Raw genomic sequence first — 22,503 nt, forward strand, 5'->3', positions numbered from 1 at the left:
GGAGAGCAATAAAAATGAACAAGATGATTGCAGCCGTTTCCCTGGTGTTCCTGACGGCCTCGAGCCTGGCGGGTGCGGCCGACTGGTCTGGCAAAGTGTTGAAGCTGGGGGTGGACCCGACGTATCCACCGCTGGAATACAAGAACCAGGATGGCACGCTGACCGGCTTCGGGGTCGACATCGCCGAGGCGTTGTGCGCCGAACTGAAAGCCCGCTGCGTCTGGGTAGAAAGCAGTTGGGACGGGATGATCCCGGCACTGCTGGCGCGCAAGTTCGATGCGGTGGCGTCCTCGATGACCATCACCCCCAAACGCCTGGAGCAGATTGCGTTTACCGACAAGGTGTCCAATGCACCGGCACGGTTAGTGGCCAAACGTGGATCGGGAATACAGCCGACCCTCGAATCGCTCAAGGGCAAGCGCATTGGTGTGGAGCAGGGCTCGACCCAGGAGTCTTATGCCAAAGCGGTCTGGGGCTCCAAAGGCGTGGATGTTCTTTCCTATCAGAATCAGGATCAGGTGTACGCCGACCTGGTAGTGGGGCGACTTGATGCCTCGTTGCAGGGTTCCATTCAAGCCAGTTACGGCTTCCTGAAAACAGCGGCGGGTCAGGACTATGAATTTGCCGGTGCCACTCTGGATGACCCGGGCTTCTTCGGCGTCGGTGATGGCCTTGGTCTGCGCAAGGGCGATGTCGCGTTGCGCGAAGACTTGAACAAAGCCCTGGCAACCATTCTCGCCAACGGTACTTACGCGCGGATCAACGACAAGTACTTCGATTTTGATGTTTACGGCGCCCGGTAACGGTGCCAGGTAACGCGTCGTCGTTACCTTGAACAGGGCGCTCGTTCGAGCGCTCTATTGCCCCCCTTCACCTCACCCTAACAAGAACAAGGAGAGTGAGATGCTACTGGAAGGTTTTGGCCCGCAGATTCTGCTGGGCACCCTGGCTACCATCAAACTGGCGCTTTGTTCATTGCTGATCGCCGTCCTGGCCGGGCTGATGGGCGCCAGTTCCAAGTTGTCGTCCAATCGATTGTTGCGCGCACTGGCCGCGGGGTATACGACCCTGATCCGCAGCATGCCGGACCTGGTGATCATGTTGCTGCTGTTCTTCAGCCTGCAGATGTTGCTCAACCGGATGACCGATTGGCTGGGGATCACTCAGATTGACATAGACCCGTTTCTGGCCGGTGTCGTGACGTTGGCCTTCATTTACGGTGCCTACTTTACCGAGACGTTTCGCGGTGCTTTTCAGGCGGTCCCGGTCGGTCAGATCGAAGCGGCGAGGGCTTACGGCATGACCCGCGGGGAAACCTTTCGCAAGGTCCTCTTTCCACAAATGCTGCGCCACGCCTTGCCGGGCATTGGCAATAACTGGCAGGTGCTGATCAAGTCGACGGCCCTGGTGTCGATCATCGGCCTGACCGATGTGGTCAAGGCCACGCAGGATGCGGGCAAGGGCTCGATGCAGTTCTTTTACTTCACCCTGGTCGGCGGCCTGATTTACCTCGCCATTACCACGGTCTCCAATGGCGTGTTGCTGTGGCTTGAGCGCCGCTACTCGGTCGGTGTCAGGAAGGCTGCGCTATGAACGGCATTTTTCAGGACTACTGGCAGGCCTACCTGTGGAGTGACGGGCCACACTTTTCCGGATTGGCGGTGACTTTGTGGCTGCTCATACTTTCGGTGGTGACGGGTTTTGTGCTCGCGGTGCCGTTGTCGATTGCCCGCGTCAGCCGCAACCCGCTGTTGCGCCTGCCGGTGTGGTGCTACACCTACGTGTTTCGTGGCACGCCGTTGTACATCCAGTTGCTGTTCTTCTACACCGGGGTGTACAGCTTGCATGTGGTGCGGTCCCAGGATTTTCTCAACGCGTTTTTCCGTGACGGTTTCAATTGTACGGTGCTGGCTTTCGGGCTCAATACCTGTGCCTACATGACCGAGATTTTTGCCGGCGCCATCAGGGCGACCGCCCACGGTGAAGTCGAGGCCGCCAGCGCCTACGGAATGAGCCGGTTCACGCTTTATCGGCGGATTATTCTGCCGTCGGCGTTGCGCCGCGCGCTGCCGTTTTTCAGCAATGAAGTGATTCTGATGCTGCATTCCACTTCGGTGGCCTTTACCGCCACGGTGCCCGACTTGCTGAAGATCGCCCGGGATGTCAATTCGGCGACCTATGCATCCTTTACCGCCTTTGGCATTGCCGGGGTGTTGTACGCCGCCAGTGCTTTTTTCCTGATCTGGCTGTTTCGACGCGGCGAACTGCATTGGCTGGCCTACCTCAAACCGCGGACGCACTGACCCCTATCGGACTTGCTCGAATGTATAAATTGATCGTTGAAGATGTCCATAAAAACTACGGCAACCATGAAGTGTTGAAAGGGGTTTCGCTCAAGGCCCGTGCGGGTGATGTGATCAGCATCATCGGCTCCTCCGGGTCCGGGAAAAGTACCTTCTTGCGTTGTATCAACCATCTTGAACAACCGTCGGCCGGGCGCATTGTCGTCAATGACGAAGAGTTGCTCACCCGCAGAAACTCAAGGGGCGAGTTGTGTGTGGTTAACCCCGGGCAGTTACGGAGCCTGCGCAGCCGGTTGTCGATGGTGTTTCAGCACTTCAATTTGTGGAGCCATATGACCGTGCTGGAAAACATCATCGAGTGCCCGATGAGCGTGCTCGGTATCAGTCGGGCGCAGGCACTGGAGCGGGCGCGTCATTACCTTGCCAAGGTGGGGCTGCCACAAAAGGTCGAGGCCCGGTACCCGGTGCATTTGTCCGGCGGCCAGCAACAGCGGGTGGCCATTGCACGTGCGCTGGCCATGGAACCTGAGGTGATGCTGTTCGACGAACCGACCTCAGCCCTTGACCCTGAACTGGTGGGCGAGGTGCTCAAGGTCATGCAGCAACTGGCCGAAGAGGGCAGGACGATGGTGGTCGTCACCCACGAAATGGCGTTTGCCAGGCAGGTGTCGAACCACGTCATGTTTCTGCATCAGGGGAGGGTAGAGGAGTCGGGAGCGCCAGGCACGCTGCTGGAGCAGCCTCAAAGCGAGCGGTTGCAGCAGTTCCTGGCCGGGAGTCTCAAGTAGTTACCCTTGGTGGGCCAATCAACGCAGATTTGCCCTTGGAGCTGACTCTTGAAAGGCGCTCGATGGCCGATTACAGCCTGTTGCGCAGAGCTGCAATCGACTGTGGATTCAACCGGTGGATGCAACAGATTGGCTTTATTGTTCAGCGGGTGTTTCGTAGTTGAGTGATTTCCGAGGGCGGCGATTTATGCCACGGATAGCCCTTCGCGCTGAGTTGAAAGGCGTAATCGTATAAACGCCTCATGTACTCGCCATCGAATTTCTGATTGTGCGGAAAGTAAAAGTCGGAGCCAATGTACGCAAGATTGAAATCCGCTCCATCTTGCTGCGCCATACGGTAAATTCGCTCCAGGTCGCTGATCCCCTGAGTTTGAATCAATGCACTGATGGCTCGACCGCCGATGCTCAATGTACGGCGTTTCGTCCCGGACCACTGCGGCTCCAGTGTCCCATTACGAATGACATAGAAATGACGCTCGAGTCGCAAAGGAGCTCCGGTGGCTCTGTTCAGCGCCATCTTGGTGCCAGGAGGGTAAAGGAACACCTGAGTGATTACCCCGCCGTCCACGTGCATTTCCTGAAACTGTTTGCCGTCAACGTCCACATCGATCATGACGGGTGAGACTGCGCCGGGAATACTCATCGACGCGATCATGATGTTGCGAAAGAGGTCGAGCGCTCCCGGTGCATCGCTTGCGGCAATAGTGCCCATGTTCCAGGTGACTGGCCGCCCTGAATCAAGGTCGGTTGTGCCGATCAGCAGGATTCGTCCTTTGGCGTATTCCGCCGCAATCGCCGCAAGAGTCTGCGCAGTGACGTACTTTGTAATGAGCCGCAACAGTGGCTTGCTGTCCGCTATACCGTCGCTGGCAAGACGGGTCAGCACGTTTCGCGAATGAAAAACGTCTTTTGGACCGATGGCGTTGGCGATATACCGAATGACGTCGTCGTACCCGGATCCAAGGTAAGCGAACGGGGCGACCAGGGCGCCGGCGCTAATGCCCGTGACGACCTTGAACATGGGGCGAGTCCCATGCGTGGTCCAACCCGTAATGAGTCCCGCTGCGAATGTGCCTGCGTCACCGCCTCCCGAAACTGCCAGCATACTTGCCAGCGGCAGGATGTTGTTCGGTTTCCCGGCCTTGGCGAGAGCCTCGCTCTCGCGCTTGTTGCCCTCAATTGCATCCTGAATGAACAGAGTCAGGTCGTGGTCCAGCCAGTAGCGAGCATTGGGAATGCCTGGGATGACCGCTTTTTCCGTTAGCGTTTGCGGCACAGCGTCACGGCGTGGCAAGCCCCCTTGCAGGAACATGTTCAGAGTTGAGGCACCAGGTCTTGGCGGGAATGGTTTCAAAACGCCTCCTCCGGCCCCTGCCGTCGACAGCAGGCGCGCTCATCGTACCCGAGAAAGTCCTTACCCATGGCGCCCGAGATGACTGCACGCCAGCCGACTGCGGCACGTCATTCGAACGCCAGGCAGCTCATTTTGCGCTCCTTTACATGATAAAAAAACTCATTGGCCGCGTGCTCCAGGTTCTATACGAAAGTCCCTGAAATCTCCGGGTCGAAAATTAATGACAAAAACATCAATATTGAAATTAATCTCAATTTTGCTTACCTTGACCCTGCCTGACGATGAGACCTGCGCGCCTCACGACTTCAATCACAACAAGGGCTCGAGATGAACAACAACAAGAAAGTTTCCGAATTGCCTCCCTCCGCCGTCGATGTACTGGTCGTCGGTAACGGTCCGGTGGGTGCGACAATCGCGGCGCTGCTCGGCCGCTACGGGGTTACGACCCTGGTGCTGGACAAGCTCCATGAAATCGTACTGATGCCGCGTGCCATTGCTCTGGACAACGAGGCCCTGCGCATCCTGCAACTGGCCGGATTGTCGGAGGACGCTTTCGAGAAGATCGTTATCCCTGAAGTGAGGATGCACTCTCCGGTCCTCGGGCAATTCGGTCGAGCCAATACTGAAGGGTGTATCCACGGCCATCCCAAGCTTGTGACGTTCTATCAACCTGACCTCGAACGAGCGATGCGTGGCCAGGTTTCCCGACTGAAATCAGTGACCAGCCTGGGTGGTTTCGAGCTGGAGAGTCTGGTCGAGGAAGCGGAGTGCGTGGTCGCCACTGTACGGGATCAGGATGGGCACTCGCATTCCGTTCGCGCCCAGTACCTGATCGGCGCGGACGGTGCAAGCTCCAAGGTCAGGGCGCTGATCGGTCAGGAGTTCGAAGGACAAACCTATGCAGAGGATTGGCTGATTGTCGATGCCAGGAACCGGCATCAGTCAGCCATTGATCATATTGAGTTTATCTGTGATCCACGGCGGCCCACGCCGCACATGCCCGCCCCGGGTGGAAGGGAACGCTGGGAATTCATGCTGCAACCCGGCGAATCCCGGGAGGAGCTGGAAAGCCCGGAAAGCATCGCGCGGCTCATTGCACCATGGATCAATCCGCAGGAACTGGAAATCGAGCGCAAGGCGGTGTATCGATTCCACGCGCGTTGCTGCAATAGATTCAGCAAGGGACGTACTTTTCTGGTCGGTGACGCTGCACACATCACCCCCCCTTTTGTGGGGCAAGGTCTCGTGGCGGGCCTTCGTGACGGCGCCAACCTTGCCTGGAAGCTGGCTTGGGTTCTTCGTGGCCATGCCGCGCCTGCGATACTCGATACCTATGATGTAGAGCGCCGCCCGCATGCCCAGGCGATGATCAATCTGGCAAAACTCATGGGCCGTCTGGTAATGCCCAAGAACAGGATCGCGGCTTTCTTCATTCACGGCCTGATGCGTATGCTGGCGTTGACTCCAGCGACCAGAAGGTACTTCGAGCAACTGGATATCAAGCCGAAGAACACCTTCAAGCACGGCCTGTTCGTACAGCATCGTCGGGGTGACAAGCTGGTACGTGGCAGCCTGTTTCCCCAGGCCTGGGTTCGCACCCTGCAAAAGCAGATCAAGCTGAGCGACGATGCACTGGGAGATAACCTGACCCTGGTTGGATTCGGTGTTGACCCGTTGTCACTGCTCACCACTGATCAGATCGTTTCCTGGGAAAAGCTGGGGGGCCACTTCCTGGAGGTCAGGCCCCGCGGTCAACGCTGCGGCGGCAGTTGTGACTTCATCGAAGACATGAACCATGACATCCTGCCGCTGGCTGCGAAAGGCACACTGGTCGCCGTTCGTCCTGACCGTATCATCATGCACCACGCCCCCGGCACAGAGGCCAGCAAACTCCTTCGAGACTGCCGGGGCCTGTTGATGAGCGATGACGCCACGCCTGACAACGTTTCGATTACCATCAACGAGCCGATTAAATTACGAGCCTGATCATGCATTCCCCCACTCATCCTTTAGAAGCTGCTGCGCCAGAACCTCTCACCAGGGGGCACAAGAAGCGTGAGCGCACCCGTCGCGGTCTGGTGGACGCGGCATTGCGACTTGTCGCACGCAAGGAGGTGGGGGAGATCGCATTGTTCGAAGTCGCCGCCGAGGCGGCCGTATCCAACGGCACCATCTACAACTATTTCCGAACGCGCGACGAAGTACTCGAAGCGGTGGGCATTGCCATGGCCGCCGAGTTCTCTGACGCCATTTCCGTCTTGAACGCGGACGTGCAGTGCGGAGCGCAGCGGCTTTCGATTGGCGTGCGCATGTTTGTATGTCGAGCCGCCACCGACCACCAATGGGCGAATGCGCTGCTGCGCATCATCCATTTCGACCGGGCAGTGCGCTCGCGTTTGGCTGCCCATGTACTTGGCGATCTGCGTGAGGGGCTGCGTGCGGGGACTTTTGCTTATGAGGACGAAGGGGTCGCCCTGGATTTAGTCTTATCGTGCACAACCGGAGCAATGCGTTCAGTTGTCGAGGGCCGCGCAGTGGTGGGGCACGATTTGCGGGTCGCCGAAATGATTCTCCAGGCTCTGGGCGTTACACCCGCCAGAGCCAGGAGGATCGCTGGAAAACCCTTACCCGCCTGATCAGATGTCTTTCTTGACCTGACAGGCGTTATTAATCCATTGCCGATAACGCTTCGCCTGGCATCGGGATTTCAGCTGATTGCTGATCAATGCCATGAGTGGCGACGTCCCGGGTCGTGTTCGTTTCCCTTGGCTCAGCAAGCCAAGTTGTTTCTTGATCAACGACGCCACTGCAAGCGACGCCAGCGCCTTGTTCTTCCAGCGAACTACGATGGGCTCCACTTCGGTGTCCTGGCCTGCCATCCACTTTCTGGGCAGGGTCGGCTCGATTGCCAACGCCGTGGCAAGCCCGACCATCGACACCGAGCCGCTCACCGCTCGCTCCGCGACTTCCTTTCTTCGCACACCACCAGTGACCATCAGCGGCATGCGCGCGATTTCTCCTATCTTCTCCGCGAATTCGAGAAAATAGGCTTCTCGAGCCAATCGACTGCCATCGCGGGTCTGCCCCTGCATTGCCGGGCTTTCGTAGCTGCCACCTGACAACTCGACCAGATCGACCGCCTTGGCGTTAAGCATTTCCACCACGCGAGCTGCATCCTCGGCATCGAATCCGCCGCGCTGAAAGTCCGCGGAATTGAGCTTCACAGCGACACAGAAGATCGGCGCCACACGCTGACGTATTGCATCGATGGTGCGCAGGAGAATTTGCGCACGGTTTTCCAGGCTGCCCCCCCAACAGTCGCTACGCTGGTTGGTCAAGGGCGAAAGGAGTTGGCTGAACAGGTAGCCATGCGCTGCGTGAATCTCCACGCCGGTGAATCCGGCACGCTCTGCCAACACCGCCGCTTGGGTATAGCGCCCAATCAGTTCTTCGATCTCCTGCTCATCCAAAGCCCTGGGCGGCACAAACGCTTTTGAAAGTCCGGGGATATCGACCGCAACTGCGGAAGGGCCTCTTGCCGGCTGCCCCATTGATGCCAATAGCTGCCGTCCGGGATGATTGATTTGCATCCAGGCCTGGGCTCCACGACTGCGGCAGGCATCGGCCCATAGCCGAAAATTCTTCAGGTTCCGATCGTCCTCAAACACCACGCCAGCGGGTCCCGTCAAGGCGTGGCGATCAACCATGACGTTGCCAGTGATGATCAGACCGACCCCACCCTCCGCCCAGCGCCGATAGAGCTTGATCAGCGCTTCCCCAGGAGCGTGATCCTCATTGGCAAGGTTCTCCTCCATGGCAGCCTTGGCAATTCGGTTTGGAATCACCGTGCCGTTAGGCAATCGAAGCGGTTTGAAGAGCTTTGAGCCGGTCATTTTCTGTCCTTCAGCTAATGAAAAGTCGGCCAGCCATCGCTAAGGGTCATACCGTTGAGCACCGTCTGAACAGTACTTGCTCAAATTGTTGAGGTCCCGGTTTACATCGATGGGCCGGCTTGATGACCTGCCGGGAAGGCGAGCCACAAACAGGATGTAGCTGAACACGCGTGTTCAGTTGTGTCAATGAATAGAGCCCTCCACTGATCTTGTTACATCAACCAACCATTCAGTTTTTCGGCTGTAGAGCGGTTTTTATTGAGGTTGACGTACCTGGCCGGAAAAACTTTGTTGACGTCAGATGAACACAGGTGTTCAATAAGGTCACAAGGTAATCCTGGAGAGAGAACCGTGGAATCCCTAAATCCAACGCAGCGCCGCATTCATCAAGCCGCCTTTCGCCTGTTCGCTGAAAGAGGCACCTCGCAAGTGAACATTCTCGACCTTGCACAAGAGGCAGGAGTGGCGCGCGGAACGGTCTATAGCAACATCGACAGCATGGAAAGCCTGTTCGAGGCAGTCGCCAGCCATCTTGCGAGAGAGATGCATGAGCGCGTCAACAAGAGCTTCAACTCCCTCTCCGATCCGGCTCAGCGCCTTGCCAATGGCATTCGATTCTTCATTCGTCGAGCGCACGAGGACTCCCAGTGGGGCGCATTCATACATAAATTCGCCATGAGCAATTCTTCGTTGCGCGAAATGTTTAGCAGCCAAGCGACTACGGATCTTCTGGGCGGGCTTTCCACAGGTCGCTACACGTTTGCGCAGGAGCAATTGCTCTCAGTACTGACGCTGATATCGAGCAGCGTCCTGGGCTCGATTTTCCTGGTACTGGAAGGTCACAGAACGTGGCGCGAATCGGGCTCTGACACCGCCGAACTGGTACTGCGGGCATTGGGCGTGTCGCCAGAGGAGGCTCGTGCGCTGGCGACCAAAGAGTTGCCGGCACTTCCGTCTCTCGACTGAGCACCTGACTGACTCAACTACACAACGCCCCTGATTTTTTCAGGGGTTCGGGACAGCTTTGCCCTAAAAACCCGGAAAACAAGAACAATGAACAACAAAAACGAATTGCACCGGTTGGCAACACAACATCCCGCCCGGCATCCGCAGCCGACGGTGAAGGCCCAGGATCTGACTCACCTGATCTTTCAAAGGCCGGACTTGAATGAGGCGGCGCGCTTCCTGACCGACTTCGGCCTGACGGTAAGTCGGCAGGACGCCGATACGCTCTATCTACGGGCCACCGACGCCACTTCATATTGTTACCGTGTCCATCGTGCCGACCATGCATGTTTTATCGGGTTCGGACTCGCAGTCCAGTCTCTGCAGGATCTGGAAAAGCTCACTCGAATCCCGGGTGCGTCATCGGTAGAAAAGTCGGAACATCCTGGCAAAGGGCATTACGTCAGACTGACTGATCCGTCCGGCTTCATTGTGGAAGCCGTTTGCGACCAGATTCCAGGCAAGTCTCTGGCACATAGAGCTCCTCTGCACTGGAATCTGGCGCATGAGCAACCGCGAATCAACGCCACGCAGCGCCCGCCGATTGCTCCCCCTGAAGTACTGAGACTTGGCCACATCGTGATCGAAGTGGCCGACTATCAGGCAACCTGTGCCTGGTATACACAGCATTTCGGGTTTATTCCCAGCGATGTGCAAGTACTCCCCGACGGCACGCCTATCGTCACTTTCATGCGTCTTGATCTCGGTGACATTCCCGCGGCTCACCATACGCTCGCGATTGCGCAAGGGTTCATGGCGACCTATAGCCATAGCGCCTATGAAGTCGTCGATGCAGACGCGGTGGGAATGGGGCAGCGCGTCCTGCGCGAGCGCGGTTGGGAGCACTCATGGGGAATCGGCCGACACATTCTGGGCAGTCAGATCTTCGATTACTGGCAAGACCCATGGGGCGATAAGCACGAGCATTACTGCGACGGGGATATTTTCACGGCCACCCGGCCTACAGGCATTCATCCCGTGAGTCCCGAGGCAATGGCGCAGTGGGGGCAACGTATGCCCAAGAGTTTTACCAAACCCAGGATGAGCTTCAGCAATGTGCGTGCGCTGATCCGCAACCTGCGACGCAGCCCGGACTTGACCATTCGCAAGTTGATAACACTCATGCGGATGTTCGGGTAGAGCTGCCGCCATGTCGGGTAACTCAACCCGGTATGGCCGGCGGGATGTGCTCAAAGCCGGTGCCTTGATCGCCGGCGGCTCGTTGGTCTACAGCGTTGCCAGCCCCCCTTCAGAACAACACCACAGTTCCCACGCCACCGAACGCGGGACAAACGCCGCTCCAGGAGTACCTTCAATGTCTGCTGTACATGTAGTCCGCTTTGAATTCGAGAACGGTATCCACTGGGGCGTGCTTCGCCAGGGCCGTATCACGGTCATCCCCGGTGTTTTTGAAACCACCGGTGATTTCATCCGCCAGAACAGTATTGACGACCTCGCTCAGCTGAAAGGTTCGGAGTTGGATGAGGGCGTAGTAAAACTGCTGTCGCCGGTGACCCGTAACCAGCAGTTCGTCTGCCAGGGCGCCAATTACCGTCAGCACATGATTGAGTCGGGCATGGATCCGGATGCGAAGAAATTCAACATGATCTTCACCAAGGCGACGAGTTGCCTGGTGGCGGCTGACAGCGACCTGATCAAGCCACGTACCGTGCGCTTCCTCGACTACGAGATTGAACTGGGGCTTGTGATGAAACGCGCGATCACCGGTTCCGTGTCTGTCACTGACGCCAATCTGCATGAGTTCATCGCAGGCGTCGTCATTGTCAATGACTACTCGGCCCGCGACATTCAGATTCCCCAGATGCAGTTCTACAAGGGCAAGAGTTTCCGCACATTTGGTCCGGTCGGTCCTTACCTCTGCCTTCTGGATGCCAAGGACATGCATTACCTGAAAGCTTTGCAGCTACGCCTGACGGTCAACGACCAGGTGCGACAGAGCGACAGTACGGCCAACCTGGTTTACGGTCCCGCTGAAACCCTTACCGAACTCTCCGCCGTGCAAGATCTCGCCGTTGGCGATCTGATTGCCACCGGTACTCCTGCGGGATGCGCGCTGACCATACCTTCACCCGCCAAACAGCGCATTGCAGCCCTGATGCCAGAAGCCACCAAGTGGAAGCTTTTCCTCAAGGCGCAGGAAGGGCGGTCTCAGTACCTCAAGCCAGGAGACGTCGTCGAAGCGCGCATTAGCAGTGCGGATGGCGTGATTGATCTGGGTGTGCAACGCAACCGAGTCGTAGAGGAAGCCTGACGATGATGGTGCGATCACTGAACGACATTGAACGTATCGAGCAGGTCCCGTTGGCAGAGCGTAGCCTGGCTTCCAGCACCTATGAAGCACTGACACGGACAGCCAGGCTCAGCCCCAACGCGCCCGCACTGAGCTTCTTCGCCGACGCCAGCTGCTTCAGGAACACCCACCACTGGAGCTATGCCGAACTCGTCGAAGATATCACTCGCGCGGCGAATGCCTTCCATGACCTGGGCATTGTCCCGGGTGAAGTGCTGGCCTTCATCCTGCCCAACCTGCCGGAAACCCACTTCACCATCTGGGGGGGGGAAGCGGCCGGTGTCGTCATGGCGATCAATCCGCTCCAGGAAGCCAAACAGATGGCTGCCCTGCTACGGGCCGCGAAGGCCAGCGTGGTGGTAACGCTCGCGCCGACTCCGGGCAGCGACCTGTGGCCCAAGCTGGCCTCTCAGCTCGATCAGCTTCCCGAGATCAAGCACGTCGTTTGGGTTGGCATGGGACCCTACGTCGATGTAGCTCAACGTGAATCCCTTGAATCCCTTGAATCCCTGGCACAAAAAGAACGTGAGTTGCACAGGGGGGCCACGATTCACGAATTACGAACGTTGATGGACGCTCAGCCCGGCACGCACCTGAAGAGTGCGCGGCTGTTCCGCCCTGAGGATCGTTCCTCTTACTTCTGCACCGGAGGTACCACGGGGCTACCCAAGATTGCGATGCGTACGCATGGGGCGGAGGTCTTCAACGCGTGGGCCATGGACACGCACATGCAGCCACACGGGAGTGGCCAGGTCATTTTCTGTGGGTTGCCGCTGTTCCACGTAAATGCACAGCTGGTGACAGGCCTGATGCCTTGGAGCCAGGGTGATCATGTCATCCTCGGCACGCCGCAGGGTTATCGTGGTGAGGGCGTGATCCCGCGCTTCTGGGAGATGGTTGAGCACTTCGGCATCAACTTCTTCTCGGGTGTTCCTACTGTCTATTCCGCACTTTTGCAAAATGAGCTGGAAGGCCGCGACCTGTCCAGCCTTCGTTATGCCATGTGTGGTGCCGCGCCGATGCCGGTCGAGCTTTTCCGGGAATTCGAAGGCCGGACCGGGGTAAAGATCCTCGAAGGCTATGGACTCACGGAAGGCGCATGCGTCTCCTCGGTCAATCCACCCCATGGCGAGCGCTACATCGGTTCCATCGGTATACGGATTGCCTACCAGGACATGCGCGCAGTCATGCTCGATGACTCGGGAGAATATCTGCGCGATGCCAAAATCGACGAAGTTGGCCTGATCACCATCACGGGTCCGAACCTGTTCGAGGGTTACGTTGAGGAAAGCCATAACCGGGGCCTGTGGATCGAAATCAATGGTCAGCGTTGGCTGAATACGGGTGATTTGGGGCGCCAGGATGAAAATGGCTATTTCTGGCTGACCGGGCGCAAAAAGGAACTGATCATCCGCGGCGGCCACAATATCGATCCCAAACAAATCGAGGAGGCTTTGCAGGCCCATCCAGCGGTGGCGTTGGCGGCCGCCATCGGCAGCCCGGACGCTTATTCGGGTGAAGTGCCGGTCGCCTACGTGCAACTGCGACCAGGCCACGTCTGCAATGTTGAAGAACTTGAGCAGTTTGCTCAGCACCACATCAGTGAGCGGGCGGCCATTCCCAAGCGGATCGAAATCCTCGACGCACTGCCATTGACTGCGGTTGGCAAGATCTTCAAGCCCGCTTTGCAGCAGCGCGAGGTGGCCCGAGTAGTTCTGCAGGAAGTGGAACGCATGTGTCTGAAGGACATTGCAGTAGAGGTGATTCAGCACGAACAACGTGGGTTAGTCGCCTGCATCCGGGCTGGGAGAAATCAAGAGTCCCTGGCCCTCCTTCTAGGTCGCTATAGCTTTCAGGTGGAGTGGCTCAAATGATCCTGACTTCGTAAGTTCGGCACCTCGGTCCTGGTAGTAATCAGCCAGGGCCATTTTCACAACTTCGATCAACGCCAACCGGCACTGCCAAGTGCACCGGAAGGCGAAGCCTTGCCTGCGCACCAATCAATAAAAACAATACGAGGTGGGAAATGAAACTGAGCAACCGTGCAACCCCGTGTCTCTCAGCTGTGCGAGAAGTGTCTTCCTGGATTAAGTTCACAGGTGCCGCGGCAATACTCAGCGTTTCAACAAGCGCAAGCGCCAATGGCATTGCCTTGAACGAGCAAAGTGCAAGTAGTGCGGGTACTGCTTATGCGGGAAGGTCGTCCTCCGCGCTGGATGCCAGCACTATCTTTGGCAATCCTGCAGGTTTGACCAAGTTGAAGCGTACCGAAATTTCCGGCGGAGCCGCGGTCGTCTCGGTGAGCGATGACATCAGTGATGCGCAGAGCAGTGCCCCGGGAACGAATAAAGGGGACTCGGTACCTTTGGGGGTTGTGCCTTTTGCCTATATGTCGACGCCGCTTGACGATCGTTTTTCGATAGGTCTGGGCCTTTATGCTCCGAGTGGTCTGATCAATGATTACGAGAGCGGTTTTCAGGGCCGTTACCATGGCTCCTATAGCACGACCAGGGAAATAACCCTGCAGCCCACCATTGCCTGGCGGATCAATGATTACGTGTCCATTGGTGGCGGACCGACCCTGAACCGTTTCAATGCAAAGCTTCAGAATTACCTGGCCACCGGCGCCCTGAACAACGGCCAGGACACACTGGTTACCATCAAAGGCGATGACACGGCACTTGGCTACAACGTCGGCGTCTTGTTTGATTTGAGTGATGCGACCCGTTGGGGGATTAACTATCACTCGAAGGTGAGCTATGAACTCAAAGGGCATACTGAGGTTTCCGGCTCCCCGAGCGTTATCCCGCTGGACGGAAACTATGACAACAAGATAGACCTCACGATGCCCGAATCCGTGGACACGTCCATCACCCATCATTTCAACAGTCGCTGGACGGGATACCTGGGGACCACCTGGAAACGTTGGAGCCGGATCAAGAAGGTCGAGGCAGTCAACAGCGGTCTTTCCCCCTTGGGTCAGGCGGCTGGTCTGGGAAGTGTGACCGAAGAAATGAACTGGCACGACACGTGGTCCACCGCAGTTGGCGCATCCTGGCAATTGAACCAGCAATGGCTGCTGCGCGCAGGCTACGCCTATGATCCGTCGCCCATCAGGAATGCCGATCGCAGCGTGCGCGTTCCGGTCGGGAATCGCCAAGCCGTGACCTTGGGGGGCGCTTATTCGCCGAATTCCGATCTGACGATAGACTTTGCTTATGGTTATCTCTGGGATTCCAAAGTCTCAGTAAAGCAGTCGAACAACTCCGGCCTTCAACCTGAATACAGTGCCAACTACGAGAACAGTGCGAATGGCATTTCAGTGCAGGCAACCTATCGGTACTGATCCAATCGACGCCAATGTCGTTTGACACACCGCTTTCGCGAGCAAGCTCGCTCCCACAGTTGACCGGGTTGAAACACAGGCATGTGATCATCCATGCCCCCTGTGGGAGCGAGCTTGCTCGCGATGAACGATAACGCGGTCTGTATGCGCCCTACGGCACTTGCCATTGCCCTGACGTTAACGTAAAGATTGCGGCAGGGCGCCGACGTATGAAGGCGCAGGGCGGATGACCCGGAGCGCTTGATGACGCTAATAAAAACAAATTCCCCCAAACTGCATCGCGAAGCCCGGCTGGCCCGGGAAAAGCTGCACCTGGAAGGCGAAGTGCCGGATGGCGTCCTGCGGGCGGAAATCGATGCCTCGTGGCGGCGCAGCCTGAGCCATGGCGTGCATTTCAATGCCAAGCATGAGCTGGCGCTGGAATCGAGTGCCAGCCTGGACGTGTTGCTGGCCAGCAATCGCTTGCTGATCGACGCTGCGTTGCCGGCGATCGATTACCTGGCCGAACGTCAGGGCAAGGAAGGGCTGATCATCCTGGCCAACTCCGACGCCACCATCCTCGCCGTCGAAGGCCGCGCCGACCGTCTCAAGGGCAGTGGCCTGCAGGACATCACCCTCGGCGCCTGCTGGAGTGAAGCCGTACGCGGCACCAACGCCCTCGGCACGGCACTGGTGGAAGCCCGGCCGACCCTGATCGATTGCGGCGAACATTATCTGGATCGCCTCAGTGATTTTTCCTGCACCTCGGTGCCGATCCATTGCCCCCAAGGCGACATTCTTGGCGTCCTCGACCTGACCCGCGAAGGCCCGCTCGGCCGCGCCCACGACAGCACCGCGTTGCTGGCCATGGCGGTCAGCCAGATCGAAAGCCGGGTGTTCAATGCCAGCTATCCGGACGAAATCGTCCTGGCCTTCCACAGCCGCAGGCAATACCTGGAATCTCCTTGGCAAGGCCTGCTGGCCGTGAGCCTCGGCGGGCAGATCCTGGCGGTCAGCGCCCAGGCCTGTCAGTTGCTCCACGCCGAGCGCTCGGCCCTGGTTGGGCGGCGCTGCGAGGAGTTTCTCGGAGTCGACGGCCTGCAGTTGTTGGCGCGTCTGCATCAGGGCGGCACCGGCAGCCTGCAAACTGCCAAGGGTGAATTCTTCTACAAAACCCTGCGCGCGCCGCAACGCTCGATCAACGTCAGCAGCTCGCCGCGCAGCGTTGCGAAACAGGCCAAGGCACAACCGGATCTGGAAGCGCTGGCCGGCAGCAATACACGTTACGCTCGTGCCTTGCGCATGGCCCGTCAAGGCCTGGCCAATGAACTGCCGGTGTTGTTATTGGGCGAAACCGGCACCGGTAAAGAGGTTATCGCCCGCGCCCTGCACATGGCCGGAGCGCGCTGCGACAAACCCTTCGTGGCGGTGAACTGCGCGGCCATTCCCGAGGGCCTGATCGAGTCCGAACTGTTCGGCTATCGCGAAGGCGCGTTCACCGGATCGCGCCGGGGCGGCATGGTCGGGCGCCTGCAACAGGCTCACGGCGGCACCTTGTTCCTCGATGAAATCGGCGATATGCCATTGGCCTTGCAGGCTCGGCTGTTGCGCGTGTTGCAGGATCGCAAGGTCGCGCCCCTGGGTGCTGGCGAAGAGCAGGATATCGACGTCGCATTGATCTGCGCCACCCACCGTGACCTCAAGCGTCTGGTGGAAGAAAAACACTTTCGCGAGGACTTGTTCTACCGGGTCAATGGCATCAGCGTGATGCTCCCGGCCCTGCGCGATCGCGAAGATTTCGCCGCGCTGGTCAGTCGCATGCTGACGACAATGGGCGCACCCACCGTGCTCCTGCACGACGATCTGAATCGCTTGCTCAGCGGCTATCACTGGCCCGGCAACATCCGCCAGCTGGAGATGGTCCTGCGTACCGCGCTGGCTATGCGCGAGCCGGGTGAAACCGTGCTGACCCTCGACCACTTGCCCGACAGCATGCTCGACGAGTTGACCGCCAGCGAACGGCCCCAGGCAGGCAGCATCCGTGAAAACGAACTGGAGCTGATCCGTCAGTCCCTGGACACGCATCAGGGCAACGTTTCGGCCGCCGCCGACGCCTTGGGCATCAGCCGCGCGACCCTGTATCGCAAGCTCAAACAGTTGCGTTCCTGATGCAGCGCTTGATCGTCCGGCTGATCGACAGCCAGAACCCCGAGGCCCTGCAAGCGTCGCTGCGCTGGCTGTACAGCTTTGTGCGACCCCATCGCCTGGCGATTGCCGGACTGCTGGGCCTGTCGGTTTGCGCCTCAGCGCTGGTGCTGGTGCAGCCGTGGTTGACCAAACTGCTGATCGACGATGGCCTGCTGGCGCGCAACTTCCCGATGCTAGTGTTGATTGCCGGGCTGATGATCGTTGCCGGGTTGTTGGGGACAGCGCTTTCGGGCATCAATCGCTACCTGCACACGCGCCTGTCCGGGCGCATGCTGTTTGCCCTGCGCGATGACCTGTATCGGCATTTGCAAACCCTGTCGCCGAGTTTCTACGGCCAGCGGCGCATCGGCGACCTGATGTCGCGCCTCGATGGCGACGTCGCGGAAATCCAGCGTTTTGCCGTGGACTCGCTGTTCTCGGCCGTGTCGAGTGTGATCGGCCTGGTGGTCGCGGTGGCGATGCTGCTGACCCTGTCCTGGAAATTGTCGCTGCTGGCCTTGGTGCTGATTCCCCTCGATGTCCTCTGGCTGCGCTGGATGCGGCGCAAGGTCGAACGCGATGTGCGGCAGTTGCGCGAGCGTTCGGCGGACATGTCGTCGTTCATGGTCGAGACGTTGCCGGTGATGAAGTTCATCCAGTCCGCCGGCCAGCAACAGCGCGAAGCACGGCGCCTGGAGACGCTGGGGCAAGGCTACATGAGCCAGTTGCTGCGCCTGCAAATCACCGAGTTTTTCACCCAGGCCGTGCCCGGCACGCTGACCTCGCTGTCCAGGGCCTGCGCATTTTTGATCGGCGGGTACTGGGTGGTGCAGGGCACCTGGCAGCTCGGTGCGCTGATCGCGTTTTCCACCTACCTGGGGATGGCCGTGGGGCCGGTACAGAGCCTGCTCGGGCTCTACGTCGCCGTTCAGCGGATGACCGTCAGCCTCGGCCGGGTCATGGAGTTGCGCGGTGAACTACCAACCGTACTGACGCCCGCCACGCCACGTCCGATGCCCAATGGCGGCGAACTCTGGTTCGACAACGTGCACTTCGCCCATCCCGGTCGCCAATCGACCCTGCGCGGTATCGAAGCGCGGATTCCCTACGGTTTGAAGGTGGCCCTCAGCGGCGGCTCGGGCGTGGGTAAATCGACCCTGATCGACCTGCTGCAACGTCATCACGATCCGCAATCGGGCCGGGTGCTGTTGGGCGACGTCGATGTGCGCGAACTGGACCTGTTCCAGTTGCGTCGGCGCATTGCCGTGGTCAGCCAGGACATCGTGCTGTTTCGCGGCAGCCTCGCCGACAACCTGGCCTATGCAGTGCCGGACGCCAGCCGCGAGGCGATTGCCGAAGTGGCGCGACTGGCGCAACTCGACAGCCTGATCGAGTCGTTGCCCGAAGGCCTCGACAGCCCGTTGGGCGAGCGGGGTCAGCAGTTGTCTGGCGGGCAGAAGCAACGCATCGCGATTGCCCGGGCATTGTTGCAGGACCCTTTGATTCTGGTACTCGATGAAGCCACTTCCGCGGTGGACGAAGCCACCGAGCGCGAAGTCATCGACGCCATCGACCGCTTGTTTGCCGGGCGTACGCGCATCCTGATCAGCCATCGTCCTTCCACCCTGGCCGATGCCGATCTGCGTTTCGAATTGCTCGACGGCGTGCTGACCTCGAAAACGGTGCTGCATGAAACCTGAGTTGCGCATTGGTGTGGTGGACAGCGGACACTCGGCAGCACAACGGGTGCAAGTGATCGCCGGTCGACGCTTTTCATTGCTTGAAGACGGCCTGGCCGAGGGCGATTTGCGCGAAGACCCGCTGGGGCATGGCAGTGCCGTGATCGAGGCAATCGGCCGGCGCGCGCCATTGGCGCTGTTTTGCGTGGCACAGGTGTTCGACCAGCGCGGTGTCACCAGTGCCTTGCAGATCGCCACGGCGATTGACTGGCTGGTGGCGCAGGAGGTTCGACTGATCAATTTGAGCCTCGGCTTGCGTCAGGATCGCAGCCTGTTGCGCGCCGCCTGCGCGGCGGCGGTGGCACGGGGTGTGCTGCTGTGTGCGTCGAGTCCGGCCCAGGGGGACGGGGTGTTTCCGGCGAACTATCCGCAGGTGTTACGGGTAACCGGAGATGCGCGGTGCGCCGAGCAGGAGTGGTCGTGGCTCAACAGTGCCCAGGCGGATTTCGCCGCGTGTGTGCATGGCACCTATCCGGGGCAATCCGGGGCGAGCCTCGGTTGTGCCGCATTGAGTGGGCACATCGCCGGATTCCTCGCCGAGCAGCCTGACGCCAGCAATGATCAGATCATCGAGTTTCTGCGACAGAACGCACGTTATCGCGGCCCCGAACGGCGTTTCGGGCCATGACCGCGATTGTGATTCTGGGGGCGGGGCCGGCGGGCGCGGCGGCGGCCTTGGGGCTGCGGCGACTGGGTTACGCCGTGACACTGGTCAGCGAGTGGCGCCGCTTTGCTGCGCTGGAAGGCGTGTCCTTGCGGGTGCTGGAGGCGTTACGTGGCGCGGGCCTGCATCAGGCGTTGGCGCAAGCGGCGCTGCCTTCCCAACGACAGGTGAACTGGAACGGCCAGCAGCATGCGCAGAACGTTGAATACCTGCTCGATCGCCCGACCCTGGATCGCGGCTTGCGCGAGGAATTGCGCCTGGCTGGAGTTGAACTTATTGAAGGTCGAGTGCTGGCGGTACAGACCTGCGCGACCGGACATCGAATCGAAATCGACGGCCGCGAATCGCTGGTAGCGGACTTTCTGGTAGAGGCCCGCGGACGCCAGGCGCCGACCCTCGGTAAAGGCTTGCGTGGACCGGAGACGGTCAGCCTGCTCAATCGCTGGCAAGGTACGCCGGGCAGCACCGCCAGCGCCGTGGAAAGCCTTGCGGACGGTTGGGCCTGGATGGCGCGGCGGGCCGACGGCCAGTGTTATTGGCAATGGACGGTGGACGTGGCCAGTGCCGGGTTGCCGGGTAAGGCTATGTTGCTCGAATACTGTCGCCAACGCCGTGGGGAGTCGGCAGTGGCCCGTGGGTTTTTCGGCGGCGAACCAGAGCTTGATTTGCAGCTGCACGCCCGCAGCAGCACGGCGATTCTCAGCCCGCAGGTGTGCGGCGATAACTGGATTCGGGTCGGTGATGCGGCAATGGCGGTGGACCCGTTGTCGGGCAATGGCATCTTTCAGTCCTTGTCTTCGGCGTTGCAGGCGCCGACGGTGATCAACACATTGTTGTGCAAACCTGAGCGGGCGGCTCTGGCCCAGCGTTTCCACCAGCAGCGGGTGGAACAGTTGTTCTTGCGGTTTGCGCGGATTGGCCGGGATTTTTATGCCGATGAGCAGCGTTGGCTGGATCAGCCATTCTGGCAGGCGCGACGGCAATGGCCGGATGCTGAAATCGCCCATGCCGAGGCCGATTTCAATGCCCTGATGATCGAGCGCGCACCGGTGCTGCGCGATGGTTTTGTCGATGAGGCCGAGGTGGTGATCACGGCGGATCAGCCGTTGGGCATCTGGCATGTACAGGGGATTGAGGTGGCACCGTTGGTGCGGCGGTTGCGTAACGAGCCAGTGGAGCAGGTTTTGGCGGGGTTGACGGTGGAGCAGGGGCGGGTGGTTCGCAGTTGGTTGTTGGCTCAGGGGTTCAAGCCCTGAAATATGGGGTGGCTGGGCTGGCCTCATCGCGAGCAGGCTCGCTCCTACAGTGGTTTTGCGTCGTACACAAATCCCCTGTAGGAGCGAGCCTGCTCGCGATGGCGCCCGAGAGGTCGCCGCAAATCAGAGTTTTATCAACACCGACTTCAGCTCGGTGTAATGCTCGATCGCCGCATACCCCATCTCACGCCCGACCCCGGACATCTTGTAGCCGCCAAACGGCAGCGCCGGGTCCAGGGCGCTGTGGCAGTTGACCCACACCGAACCGGACTTGATCCGAGGAATCATCCGGTGCACCGCCGCCAGGTCATTGGACCAGATGCTCGCCCCCAGGCCGTAGGGACTGTCATTGGCCATGCGCAAGGCATCGGCTTCGTCATCGAACGGAATCGCCACCAGCACCGGGCCGAAGATTTCTTCCTGCACCAGTGAGTGCTTCTGATCGACGTCGACAATCACCGTCGGTTTGACGAAAAAACCGGGGCCGAACTGTTCACCACCGCAGGCGATCGTCGCGCCGCTTGCCCGGCCCTTCTCGATATACCCATAGACCCGCTCCTGCTGCCGCGCCGAGATCAACGGCCCCATCTCGACGCTAGGGTCCAGGCCGTTGCCGAGTTTCATGGCGTTGGCGATATCGCTGATGTCCGCCACCACATTGTCGAAATGCTTGCGCTGTACATACAGCCTGGAGCCTGCGCAGCAGACTTGGCCCTGATTGAAGAAAATCGCGCTGGCAGCCCCGGCCGCGGCGGTTTTCAGGTCGGCGTCGGCCATCACGATGGTCGGTGATTTGCCGCCCAACTCCAGGGTCACCCGGGTCATGGAATCCATGGCGATCTTGCCGATCTGCTTGCCCACGGCGGTGGAACCGGTGAAGGTCAGTTTGTCGACCAATGGGTTGTGGGTCAGGGCTCCGCCTGCGGTGATGCCGGTGCCGGTGACGACGTTGAACACGCCTTCGGGATACCCGGCTTCCAGCACCAGCTCAGCGAGTTTCAGCGCGGTCAGCGGGGTTTCGTCAGCGGGTTTGAGCACCACGGTACAACCGGTGGCCAGGGCCGGACCGAGTTTCCAGCAGGCCAGCAACAGCGGGAAGTTCCAGGCGACGATGGCGCCGACCACGCCCACCGCTTCGCGACGGATGAAACTGTGGAACTGGTCGTTGGGCATCAGCGGTGCCGACACGTCAACCGTAGAGCCTTCGATCTTGGTCGCCCAACCGGCCATGTAGCGCAGAAAGTCGATGGCCAGTTGCACGTCCATCACCTGGGCCACGGCCGCGCTTTTGCCATTGTTCAGGCATTCCAGTTGCGCCAGCAATTCGGCGTCGCGCTGCATCAGGTCGGCGAGTTTCCATAGCAGGTTCTGCCGCTCCCGGGGACGGGTGCGGGTCCAGGCCGAGTCGTCGAACGCCTGACGGGCGGCGAGTACCGCGCGGTCGACATCCTCCGGCGTTGCCCGTGGCACCACGCATAGCACCTCACCGGTGGCCGGGTTGTGCAGGGGCATGGTCTGGCCGTCGGCGGCCTCGACCCAGTCGCCACCGATGAGCATGCGCGGGGCGCGCTGGATGAATGCCGAAGTGGCGGGAAGCACGTTTGGGAGCGACATTGGCGAGGCCTCTTGTTGTTCGTGAGAACCGGGCTTTCGCAATGGCTGTGCCAAGTGTTCGGGA

At 59.5% G+C, this 22,503-nt stretch carries 18 protein-coding genes; 15 read left to right on the plus strand and 3 right to left on the minus strand.

Features of this window, described 5'->3' with window-relative positions; all coding sequences use genetic code 11:
• Positions 1-14: 14 nt before the first annotated feature.
• From ACEN8Z_RS11160 to ACEN8Z_RS11175, 4 genes are all read left to right on the plus strand, one after another.
• Positions 15-803, plus strand: a complete 789-nt coding sequence (locus tag ACEN8Z_RS11160) for an ABC transporter substrate-binding protein (protein WP_495597649.1) — start codon at positions 15-17, stop codon at positions 801-803.
• A 100-nt stretch (positions 804-903) separates the two neighbouring features.
• Positions 904-1,593, plus strand: coding sequence for an ABC transporter permease (locus tag ACEN8Z_RS11165; protein ID WP_495597650.1), 690 nt, complete (start codon positions 904-906; stop codon positions 1,591-1,593).
• Positions 1,590-2,303 carry an ABC transporter permease gene (locus ACEN8Z_RS11170; RefSeq protein ID WP_495597651.1) on the plus strand — a complete coding sequence of 238 codons (714 nt, stop codon included), beginning with the start codon at positions 1,590-1,592 and terminating at the stop codon, positions 2,301-2,303. The genes ACEN8Z_RS11165 and ACEN8Z_RS11170 overlap by 4 nt, the downstream gene beginning before the upstream one ends.
• A 20-nt stretch (positions 2,304-2,323) precedes the next feature.
• Complete coding sequence (locus ACEN8Z_RS11175; protein WP_495597652.1) at positions 2,324-3,091, plus strand: ABC transporter ATP-binding protein; 768 nt, start codon at positions 2,324-2,326, stop codon at positions 3,089-3,091.
• Between the two features lie 142 nt (positions 3,092-3,233).
• Here ACEN8Z_RS11175 and ACEN8Z_RS11180 read toward each other — a convergent pair whose 3' ends face one another.
• Positions 3,234-4,445: a patatin-like phospholipase family protein gene (locus ACEN8Z_RS11180; protein WP_495597653.1), complete on the minus strand. Its 1,212-nt coding sequence runs from the start codon at positions 4,443-4,445 to the stop codon at positions 3,234-3,236.
• A 327-nt stretch (positions 4,446-4,772) separates the two neighbouring features.
• Between ACEN8Z_RS11180 and mhpA the strand changes: the two genes are divergently transcribed.
• Together mhpA and ACEN8Z_RS11190 are read left to right on the plus strand one after the other, a co-directional pair.
• A complete protein-coding gene (gene mhpA, locus ACEN8Z_RS11185; protein ID WP_495597654.1) occupies positions 4,773-6,431 on the plus strand; it encodes a bifunctional 3-(3-hydroxy-phenyl)propionate/3-hydroxycinnamic acid hydroxylase MhpA in 1,659 nt (552 codons plus the stop codon).
• 2 nt (positions 6,432-6,433) lie between these two features.
• Complete coding sequence (locus ACEN8Z_RS11190) at positions 6,434-7,081, plus strand: TetR/AcrR family transcriptional regulator (protein WP_495597655.1); 648 nt, start codon at positions 6,434-6,436, stop codon at positions 7,079-7,081.
• On the opposite strand, the gene ACEN8Z_RS11195 is transcribed toward ACEN8Z_RS11190, so the two are convergent.
• Positions 7,082-8,338, minus strand: a complete 1,257-nt coding sequence (locus ACEN8Z_RS11195; RefSeq protein ID WP_495597656.1) for an NADH:flavin oxidoreductase/NADH oxidase family protein — start codon at positions 8,336-8,338, stop codon at positions 7,082-7,084.
• 351 nt (positions 8,339-8,689) lie between these two features.
• On the opposite strand from ACEN8Z_RS11195, the gene ACEN8Z_RS11200 reads away from it, so the two are divergent.
• The 9 genes from ACEN8Z_RS11200 (at position 8,690) to qhpG (ending at position 20,825) form a co-directional block, all read left to right on the plus strand.
• Complete coding sequence (locus ACEN8Z_RS11200) at positions 8,690-9,304, plus strand: TetR/AcrR family transcriptional regulator (RefSeq protein WP_007984994.1); 615 nt, start codon at positions 8,690-8,692, stop codon at positions 9,302-9,304.
• A gap of 87 nt (positions 9,305-9,391) precedes the next feature.
• A complete protein-coding gene (locus ACEN8Z_RS11205; protein WP_495597657.1) occupies positions 9,392-10,483 on the plus strand; it encodes a VOC family protein in 1,092 nt (363 codons plus the stop codon).
• 175 nt (positions 10,484-10,658) lie between these two features.
• A complete protein-coding gene (locus ACEN8Z_RS11210; RefSeq protein ID WP_495597658.1) occupies positions 10,659-11,615 on the plus strand; it encodes a fumarylacetoacetate hydrolase family protein in 957 nt (318 codons plus the stop codon).
• Positions 11,616-11,617: 2 nt separating this feature from the next.
• Positions 11,618-13,528, plus strand: coding sequence for an acyl-CoA synthetase (locus ACEN8Z_RS11215; protein WP_495597659.1), 1,911 nt, complete (start codon positions 11,618-11,620; stop codon positions 13,526-13,528).
• Between the two features lie 152 nt (positions 13,529-13,680).
• Entirely contained in the window at positions 13,681-15,000 is a 1,320-nt protein-coding gene (locus tag ACEN8Z_RS11220; protein WP_495597660.1) for an outer membrane protein transport protein, read from the plus strand.
• A gap of 243 nt (positions 15,001-15,243) precedes the next feature.
• Positions 15,244-17,148 (plus strand): sigma-54-dependent Fis family transcriptional regulator, encoded by a 1,905-nt coding sequence (locus ACEN8Z_RS11225; RefSeq protein ID WP_495597661.1) that lies wholly within the window; start codon positions 15,244-15,246, stop codon positions 17,146-17,148.
• Positions 17,148-18,866 (plus strand): ABC transporter ATP-binding protein, encoded by a 1,719-nt coding sequence (locus ACEN8Z_RS11230; RefSeq protein WP_495597662.1) that lies wholly within the window; start codon positions 17,148-17,150, stop codon positions 18,864-18,866. The genes ACEN8Z_RS11225 and ACEN8Z_RS11230 overlap by 1 nt, the downstream gene beginning before the upstream one ends.
• Positions 18,856-19,533, plus strand: a complete 678-nt coding sequence (qhpE, locus tag ACEN8Z_RS11235) for a subtilisin-like serine protease QhpE (RefSeq protein ID WP_495597663.1) — start codon at positions 18,856-18,858, stop codon at positions 19,531-19,533. The genes ACEN8Z_RS11230 and qhpE overlap by 11 nt, the downstream gene beginning before the upstream one ends.
• Positions 19,530-20,825 (plus strand): flavin-dependent monooxygenase QhpG, encoded by a 1,296-nt coding sequence (gene qhpG, locus ACEN8Z_RS11240; RefSeq protein WP_495597664.1) that lies wholly within the window; start codon positions 19,530-19,532, stop codon positions 20,823-20,825. Before qhpE ends, qhpG begins: the two co-directional genes overlap by 4 nt.
• 123 nt (positions 20,826-20,948) lie before the next feature.
• On the opposite strand, the gene ACEN8Z_RS11245 is transcribed toward qhpG, so the two are convergent.
• Positions 20,949-22,439, minus strand: coding sequence for an aldehyde dehydrogenase family protein (locus tag ACEN8Z_RS11245; RefSeq protein ID WP_429491709.1), 1,491 nt, complete (start codon positions 22,437-22,439; stop codon positions 20,949-20,951).
• Between the last annotated feature and the right edge of the window lie 64 nt (positions 22,440-22,503).

Source organism: Pseudomonas sp. Pseusp10, assembly GCF_059492225.1.

Excerpts from the sequence above, each read along its gene's own strand:
- qhpE (WP_495597663.1), top strand. The coding sequence starts at position 18,856 with ATGAAACCTGAGTTGCGCATTGGTGTGGTGGACAGCGGACACTCGGCA.
- mhpA (WP_495597654.1), top strand. The coding sequence starts at position 4,773 with ATGAACAACAACAAGAAAGTTTCCGAATTGCCTCCCTCCGCCGTCGAT.
- ACEN8Z_RS11230 (WP_495597662.1), top strand. The coding sequence starts at position 17,148 with ATGCAGCGCTTGATCGTCCGGCTGATCGACAGCCAGAACCCCGAGGCC.
- ACEN8Z_RS11215 (WP_495597659.1), top strand. The coding sequence starts at position 11,618 with ATGATGGTGCGATCACTGAACGACATTGAACGTATCGAGCAGGTCCCG.
- ACEN8Z_RS11245 (WP_429491709.1), bottom strand. The coding sequence starts at position 22,439 with ATGTCGCTCCCAAACGTGCTTCCCGCCACTTCGGCATTCATCCAGCGC.
- ACEN8Z_RS11160 (WP_495597649.1), top strand. The coding sequence starts at position 15 with ATGAACAAGATGATTGCAGCCGTTTCCCTGGTGTTCCTGACGGCCTCG.
- qhpG (WP_495597664.1), top strand. The coding sequence starts at position 19,530 with ATGACCGCGATTGTGATTCTGGGGGCGGGGCCGGCGGGCGCGGCGGCG.
- ACEN8Z_RS11195 (WP_495597656.1), bottom strand. The coding sequence starts at position 8,338 with ATGACCGGCTCAAAGCTCTTCAAACCGCTTCGATTGCCTAACGGCACG.
- ACEN8Z_RS11165 (WP_495597650.1), top strand. The coding sequence starts at position 904 with ATGCTACTGGAAGGTTTTGGCCCGCAGATTCTGCTGGGCACCCTGGCT.
- ACEN8Z_RS11170 (WP_495597651.1), top strand. The coding sequence starts at position 1,590 with ATGAACGGCATTTTTCAGGACTACTGGCAGGCCTACCTGTGGAGTGAC.
- ACEN8Z_RS11210 (WP_495597658.1), top strand. The coding sequence starts at position 10,659 with ATGTCTGCTGTACATGTAGTCCGCTTTGAATTCGAGAACGGTATCCAC.
- ACEN8Z_RS11190 (WP_495597655.1), top strand. The coding sequence starts at position 6,434 with ATGCATTCCCCCACTCATCCTTTAGAAGCTGCTGCGCCAGAACCTCTC.
- ACEN8Z_RS11175 (WP_495597652.1), top strand. The coding sequence starts at position 2,324 with ATGTATAAATTGATCGTTGAAGATGTCCATAAAAACTACGGCAACCAT.
- ACEN8Z_RS11205 (WP_495597657.1), top strand. The coding sequence starts at position 9,392 with ATGAACAACAAAAACGAATTGCACCGGTTGGCAACACAACATCCCGCC.
- ACEN8Z_RS11225 (WP_495597661.1), top strand. The coding sequence starts at position 15,244 with ATGACGCTAATAAAAACAAATTCCCCCAAACTGCATCGCGAAGCCCGG.
- ACEN8Z_RS11220 (WP_495597660.1), top strand. The coding sequence starts at position 13,681 with ATGAAACTGAGCAACCGTGCAACCCCGTGTCTCTCAGCTGTGCGAGAA.